This window comes from Saliphagus sp. LR7, from assembly GCF_003344565.1.
In the GTDB taxonomy this organism is placed as follows: domain Archaea; phylum Halobacteriota; class Halobacteria; order Halobacteriales; family Natrialbaceae; genus Saliphagus; species Saliphagus infecundisoli.
In genome coordinates, this window is record NZ_QPND01000047.1 from 1 (window position 1) to 7072 (window position 7072).

The 7072-nt window shown below is 55.7% G+C and carries 8 protein-coding genes and 1 pseudogene; 8 read left to right on the top strand and 1 reads right to left on the bottom strand.

The window, feature by feature from the left end:
• Positions 1–127: 127 nt before the first annotated feature.
• The 6 genes and pseudogenes from DVH23_RS22770 to DVH23_RS22795 all read left to right on the top strand — a co-directional run.
• Positions 128–574: pseudogene (locus tag DVH23_RS22770) on the top strand (transposase); the annotation flags it as partial.
• A gap of 399 nt (positions 575–973) precedes the next feature.
• Complete coding sequence (locus DVH23_RS22775) at positions 974–2206, top strand: tyrosine-type recombinase/integrase (RefSeq protein WP_114579634.1); 1233 nt, start codon at positions 974–976, stop codon at positions 2204–2206.
• A 273-nt stretch (positions 2207–2479) separates the two neighbouring features.
• A complete protein-coding gene (locus DVH23_RS22780) occupies positions 2480–3445 on the top strand; it encodes a ParA family protein (protein WP_157972593.1) in 966 nt (321 codons plus the stop codon).
• A 1-nt stretch (position 3446) separates the two neighbouring features.
• Positions 3447–4001, top strand: coding sequence for a hypothetical protein (locus DVH23_RS22785; protein ID WP_114579636.1), 555 nt, complete (start codon positions 3447–3449; stop codon positions 3999–4001).
• Positions 4002–4339: 338 nt separating this feature from the next.
• Positions 4340–4522, top strand: coding sequence for a hypothetical protein (locus DVH23_RS22790; protein ID WP_114579637.1), 183 nt, complete (start codon positions 4340–4342; stop codon positions 4520–4522).
• Positions 4523–4842: 320 nt separating this feature from the next.
• Positions 4843–5307 (top strand): hypothetical protein, encoded by a 465-nt coding sequence (locus DVH23_RS22795; RefSeq protein ID WP_114579638.1) that lies wholly within the window; start codon positions 4843–4845, stop codon positions 5305–5307.
• Between the two features lie 215 nt (positions 5308–5522).
• Here DVH23_RS22795 and DVH23_RS22800 read toward each other — a convergent pair whose 3' ends face one another.
• On the bottom strand, positions 5523–5867 hold the full coding sequence (locus tag DVH23_RS22800) for a DUF6788 family protein (RefSeq protein WP_114579639.1): 345 nt from the start codon (positions 5865–5867) through the stop codon (positions 5523–5525).
• Between the two features lie 179 nt (positions 5868–6046).
• On the opposite strand from DVH23_RS22800, the gene DVH23_RS22805 reads away from it, so the two are divergent.
• Both DVH23_RS22805 and DVH23_RS22810 read left to right on the top strand, forming a co-directional pair.
• Entirely contained in the window at positions 6047–6214 is a 168-nt protein-coding gene (locus DVH23_RS22805; protein ID WP_114579640.1) for an NFYB/HAP3 family transcription factor subunit, read from the top strand.
• Between the two features lie 132 nt (positions 6215–6346).
• Complete coding sequence (locus tag DVH23_RS22810; RefSeq protein ID WP_114579641.1) at positions 6347–6910, top strand: sugar O-acetyltransferase; 564 nt, start codon at positions 6347–6349, stop codon at positions 6908–6910.
• Positions 6911–7072: the final 162 nt, after the last annotated feature.

Consider the following 7072-nt stretch of genomic DNA (forward strand, 5'->3'; position numbering starts at 1 on the left):
TTGAGTTGTGGAATGTTCATCAGGTGCGTATCCGGACAGCGGATGAATCAGTCACCTGATTCACCCGCTTCCTTTACGACGACGTGTCAGTTAGGAGGCTTCTGAGCCAGAGTGGACAACTAGCGACAGTACCGAGCGCGAGATCATCGAGACGATGGACGAAGATGGGCAGGAAGTCGCCACTGAGTCGGCAACTGTCCACGCCGATCATGGTTCGCACGCGATGCAGTTTCTCTACGTTCCTTCGACAAAAGGAGACGGGACAGCAGCGTTTTCGACGAACCTCTCGGTGGGTCCCGAGGAAGCTGCGACGTTCTGTCGTCGGTATAGCCATCGCTGGCAGATCGAGAACGAATACAAGAACATCAAGAACGACTTCTTGGCGAAGACCTCCTCTAAAGATCATCGAGTACGGATGTTCTACTTCGTGTTCGCGGTATTGCTCCACAACATCTGGCGGCTCACTGATTTCCTGTTGAAAGTAGGTGTCCGCGGTGAGATGGATTACACGCCGGTTCTCACAGCCGGGGAGTGTGCCGAGTTAGTTTGTTCAGCACTAATTCCACCGGATTAGCGCTCTACACCAACTCAGGCCGCCTTTCGTGAGTGGCGACACTCTTTGAAGCGTATGGTTCTGATCTGCTTTCGCGTACCTGATGTGATCTAACTGATAGAAGTGGTTGTGATCCCACCAATGTCGGACAGTTGAGTACGATTAGGTCTGAAAACACGCGAAAATAGCCCATCCTCCGAAACTGTGTTGAAAAATCCCTGCGGAAAAGTATACAGCGTTATACAGTTTACAATGGTTCTTCACGATTAGAGCGTGGTTGTTGTATATATTAGTTGTCCCCACTCGACAACTGACTACACAAACTATTTACAAAACCATCACGAACGCTGAACCAACCAGAAATGCAACTCTTAGAACCCACCCAAACCAGAGCAATCCGCCTTCTAAACGGTGATTCGCGTGCCTGAGCAGATCAACTGGTCGCAGAAATCACTCGACGAACTGCGACACGTCTGGACCGTCGATATCGAACCAGCACTCGAACAGGCGGGCTATGATCTCAACTCGCGACCGACCTACCAGCAGCTGCTCGACGTCGGATACGGTGGTATCTGTTACACGCTTCGCGAACACCACGATCTCACGCTCTCGGAGTTCCTCGCAACAGTCGGCTACAGTGCTGACCCGTCAACAGACTCCAACCCCTGGGATATCGACGACGAAACCACCATCGATGAACTGAACACATATATTCGAACACTCGACCAACGACGGAACCTTGCCGAGTCAACGATCTCTACCAAGCGATCTCGGCTTGCGACCTACGCGAGCCTGTATCACGATATCCACGGTAGCGCCGACCTCGTTGACAGACTCACCGATCTCGAGACCCAACCTGACGAGATTGAACGGGTACTCGCAGTCTTTGACGAACTCGATCGCGACCTGGAGAGTGACGCCTCGAAACTCCGGTACCTCGGCGACGTCTCGCAGTTCTATGAGCACCTCCAACGACGAGGAAAGGCTGCCTACAACCCGGCAGGGACCATCGAGATGGAATACGGCTGGCAACGTTCTGAACCCGATAACGCAGCCCTCTCGAGCCAACAAGTACGGCGGATCTACGACGTCGTCGACAAAGCGAGTGATGAACTCCTCGTCCTCGCACTGTGTGCGTGGGGGCTCCGTCGAAACGAGGTCGCCGCATTGCATGTTTCTCAACTCGTTCTCGAGGAAGAGGATCCCCACATTCGCTTCGACGAGCGCAAGAACGGACCGGGAACGGTCGCACTGATCTACGGCCGCGAGACACTCAATGATCGTCTCGACGCGTTGGGTGCGTCCGATCGGGAGTGGAACGGGTACCTGTTCCCCTCGACGGCGGCAGAGGACGGCCATATCGTTGGTGAAACGGTCCAGGCACGCTTCCAGCGGCTTGCTGAGCGTGCTGACGTCCGCGTTCGTGGGCAGACACCTACGTCGAAGATGGGGCGGCGGTTCTGGTACACGACGTATCTCGACTCTCAAACAGACCTCCTCGAGAACCTAGATGAGATCGCGGCTGACCAGGGGAGTTCCGATCCGAGTGTCGTGCTGAAAAACTACCTATCAGAAGAAGAACGGCGGCAGTATCGTCGAGAGTTCATGCGAGAGCGCCTCGCGAACGCCTTCGAGAGTCAGGATAGTTGTTGAGCTCACCTCCGCTTCGCGGCTCGGTCCTCAGGCGTAGCCCATTCAATTCAACAAGGCTGCTCACTAAGAGTGAACACTCATAATGAATGGTTGGTCTTATTAATCACTCTTAGTATCTACTCCTATTAGCCAGTTGGTCTCACTAATCACTCTTAGCTCCTACTCATAATGATTGATCGGTCTTACCGATCACTCTTAGCGGACAATCCTACTGATTGGTCCTGGTGGTTTGTCTGACGGAACTTTATGTATAACCATACTGTACGTACGGATATGCAAGCCTATACTGTCTATAACCAGTCAGGCGGCCAAGGGAAAACAACGGTCGCAAGAGATCTCGCAGCTGCCCACGCCGAGATCGGACAGCGCGTGTTGGTGATCGACATGGACGCGCAGAACGGCAGTCTGAGCAACTACCTCGGTGTCGATGACAACAAACGAAACCCGGAGGCCGACGATCTCACGTACCATCTCGTCGATCAAGGGCAAGACGAGTTTAGCGACTTGATTCGGACGGCAGAACCGAACGTCGACGTCCTCCCATCACACAAGCGGCTCAACCGCGTTGATGAGTTCCTTGACTCCCACGAAAACTATATCGGCCAGACAAAACCAGACGATTGGGAATACCCCCGATACAAACAACTCCTCAAAACACTCCAGAAGAATGACGTCCCGAGCCAGTATGACGTCCTGATCATCGACCCGAACGCGAAGGCTGATACAGTATATTATCTATCGCTATACGCAACTCGAAATGTGGTGATCCCCGCAGTTCCGACTAGGTCGGGCTATGAAAGTATCGACGGAGTTGCCGACAGTGCCCAGGGTTTCGCCGAGAATCAGGACATCAACATTGGTCGGACAGCCGTGGTTCCCACGATGGTCGATACACGAAAGAGCGATCACAAGGACTACGCTCGGAAACTGCGCGACGATTACGACGCGCCGGTTTACTTCAAGTCACTGAGCGCGTTTGAATCGGCCGAGGAGAAGTACGTCTCAATCTTCCAGTTGTTCGATGAACACCGAGATCGAATTCGGAAGTCTGAGCGGAACATTCTTCCGAAATACCGGACACTGGTGGCAACAATCTGTGCGACATTAGGCAATCCGCTCCCCGAGAAGACATGGGACAGTGAGGAACTATTTACCGATGATGAGTTTTGGGGAGCAGTCAACGTCCCCTTCGCCGATATCGCCGATGAAGCGATTGACCAGACTGTGGGGGTGAACTGAGATGGGGGGATCTTTCGAATCCGGTGCCGGCGACGACCCTAACGACCTGTTCGCAAGCGACGAGGATACTGACGACGAGAGAGTATCGAGTGAGGAAGATGCTCAGCTAGACCAGACCAGCGAGAGTGAGACCGAGGAACAAGACACTACAGCCTCAATCAGTACCGAAAGCGCGGATAGAGAGGATAATGGAGGCGCCACAGACCAAACGGAGGAATCTAACGTGTCTAGCTCATTGGTGATGGTTGATATCGAGTCACCAAGAGATTTCGACGCGGCCCATCTCGCTCGCGAATTCGTCCCCGAAACCTACGACAAGCCTCATGCTTGGGCACTGGGACGTGATGGAGTGAATGATGGGCGGGCCGAAAAGAAGACGTTCTTCCTGCAGTCGAACGTACTTGATCTTGAAGTAGCCTGCTCACAGGAAGTCAATAATATTCTCGAGGGAGATGTCCCCTTGACTGACCTTCGCGAGCTGGCGCTTATTCTCGCATATCATCAGCCTGAATTGCTTGCCGAGGCTGCAAGAGAATGGGGCGCTGAAAGCGCTTAAGCCGGCCTATTGCCAGCAGTCCCTGAAAGAGCCAAATTTCTCACTTCCGATAACAGAGATACCGAGTTTACCTTGTCAATCGTCTATCGTGAAGGGTCGGACCAGTGGTATTTCGGTAATCCCCCTCGATCTGGGTAGTTGAGCATATCAACGAGAACCACCCGGATGAATCCTAGAGCGAGGACTGGCTTGCCTTCAGCAATCCTGACGCTGTCCAGCACGGCTCGGACGTCACGGAAAGACAAACGATCAGTGCCGAGAGTGGTGACGAGGACACCGAAACGGACGAGAACGGTACACACTGAGGTTTTTATGCAAAGACGGGGGCAGGCCCGCCGATGGCTCCCGAGTACACCCTCAATCGCCAAGACGAGCTGCTGATCGCCGTCGCGCTCTTCGACTACTCTCGCGAGTGGGCTGAGGCGGAACCGTCGAACGCCGAACGGGCGTGGTTTCTCTGCCGCGTCGTGTGCGAGTGCCACGGGCTCACGCCGAGCGAGGCGATACTCGAACTCAGCTGATTCCAATTCCAACTATACTGCGAAACACATATCATATTTCGTGCTTACTGCCGAGCAAACGCTCGAGGCGCTTCATCAGATCCGCCACCAGGCCGGGAAACTGCTAAATGACGAATGACTGAATACGATGTCTGCCCCCGAGGGTGCGGGCGCTACCAGCGCCTCTCCCGACACTGGTCAGGTCCACACTGTTCGTTCCCGCCCCTCTCAGCGGTCCAGCGAGAGACTGTCGAGGGACTGCTCTTGGCGGGTGCAACGATCGCCGGGAACGGCCCGAACAAACATCTCGTCGTCGGCACTGTCCACGAGCCGTTGGCCAAATGGCTTGCCGACGAACTCGACTGGCTGACCCACTCGGTTCGCGGGCGAAAGGGCGAAAGGGCAAGCGCCAGCTCGAGTACCGTGTCCGAACCCACGCTCACGCGACTCTCTCGCGATACGTCGAGTGGACCGAGGGCGATCGGGCGCCGCCGGAGGACCTCGAAATCTCGCCGCACACGGGCCGCGTCTGGTACGCTCTCGCCGGCGGCCTCCAGTGGCACGGCAATCGCGACAGCCAGCGGACAGCTGCGTTCTCGGCCCTTGACGACGAACGGGCCGCCTGGATCGAGCGCGTGCTGGCCGACGCTGGGCCCAGCTTAGAGGCGACACGCGCTGGGAAGCGAGTGCAGTTGCGGCCGCTTGAGACCGACCGCTGGCTCGCCTGGATCGGCGTCCCCGTTCCCGGCGTCGAACACAAGTGGGCCGGGGGCCAGAACGAGTACCAACAGCTTCGCGATCGATAGCGGGGCCACTGTTCGGCGTCTGTAGAACGAACGCTCCCGAAGCCCGGAGCGATCAGGAGACACTGCGTTTCCGCTGTATCAACGACGGAATCTGAGACTGATGACGTCCGCATCTCGACGAGCTCGAGGAGTACGCCCCTACTCCTTCCGATAGCATCGTGAGGCGTCATCAATCGCATTGGAGCGTAATCAGAGCTGTCTGACGTTCCCCACACTCACTCCGATCCGGCCTTTCCAAGATACTCCCGGCGAACGGTATCACCGTCACGATACGCTCGATATGCGTACGGGCCGTGTTTCGGCCCACCACTCATGCACTGACAGGTGTCGTCGCCACAGGTCCGGTACTCGTGATAGACGGTGCCGCTCGATCCTTCTTCGACGACGTCGACGTCATCGGGGAGGTCGTCTTCAGTGACGGGCTCCTCGCGGCGCCGCTCACGATCGGCAAGCAACTGATCGATGTACTCCTGAGTATCGCGAAGGGTCTCGTCGTCCTGTTTCGGCAGTCCGTCGGCGATATAATCAGGGAGGGACGCCGGTGCGGTGGGTGGAGTCATCGGCCTTGTGCAACAATCGGCCTCATCTCTGATAAAAATGTTGCACAAGGCAGCGGTGTGCTCGTCTCTCTTCTTCTCGTTCGTTCTGTGATCGCTGGTGGAAGACTGTCTGTACGCCGATTCCAACGTTCACAAGCCGAAGACTACTTCTCAGGGCAATATGTACCGGTAAGTGTCGTATGGCAGATTTCATCGTCAAATCGGCAGTGAAGAACCGTCTCGATGACCAGAATGTGGCAGCCGACTTCTACGAAGCCCTTGACGAGGAAGTCGAGGAGTTGCTCGAGGATGCTGCCCAGCGAGCCCAAGACAACGACCGGAAAACGGTCCAGGCCCGCGATCTGTAGACAGCCGACCAGAGATATCAAACAGCCTTTTTCCAGGGCACGTTTCCAATCAAGCTGCTACGGTCAGGTGCAAACTAACTAGCCGAAGCGTTATCGCCAACTCCTATTGACGGTGGACATTCTGTTGCAACCATGAGCAGCGACAAAGAACAGATGCTGAATGGGGGCTTATACGATCCAACTGATCCCGAACTCGTGGCTGACCGGAACCGTGCGCATGAACTCACGGGGCGTTACAACAACACGATGCCAGATGACCAAGCCGACCGTGGGGAGTTGGTAGAAGCTCTCTTTGGCTCAGTGGGCGATGAGTGTCAGATAGAGCCCCCGTTTCGATGTGATTACGGGTACAATATCCACGTTGGGGAGAATTTCTATGCGAACTTTGATTGCGTCATCTTAGATGCGGGCCGGGTAGAGATCGGTCGGAACTGTATGATTGCACCTGGCGTCCACATCTACACGGCGACGCATCCGCTTGACGCGTCCAAACGAATCGAAGGCCGAGAGTACGCGAAGCCGGTCTCAGTTGGTGACAACGTCTGGATCGGTGGACAGGCTGTGGTCAATCCCGGTGTGACTGTTGGCGACGACAGCGTCATCGCGTCCGGCGCGGTTGTGACTGAAGATGTTCCCGAAGAGGTCGTCGTACAAGGCAACCCAGCGACCGTTGTCAAGGAAATGAAAAAGAATTGATATTTCGAGAATCCCTCCGTGGTGAGACGTCTACAATCGGTCCGGACGTGTTGGGTCCACTGTCCCCCCTCTTGGTCCAAATCCGCACATCTATCCGTCTTGGCGGCTGATGGCCATCCGCACGGCTGACGCTGATCAGCCATACACGGCGTCCCAGCCGTG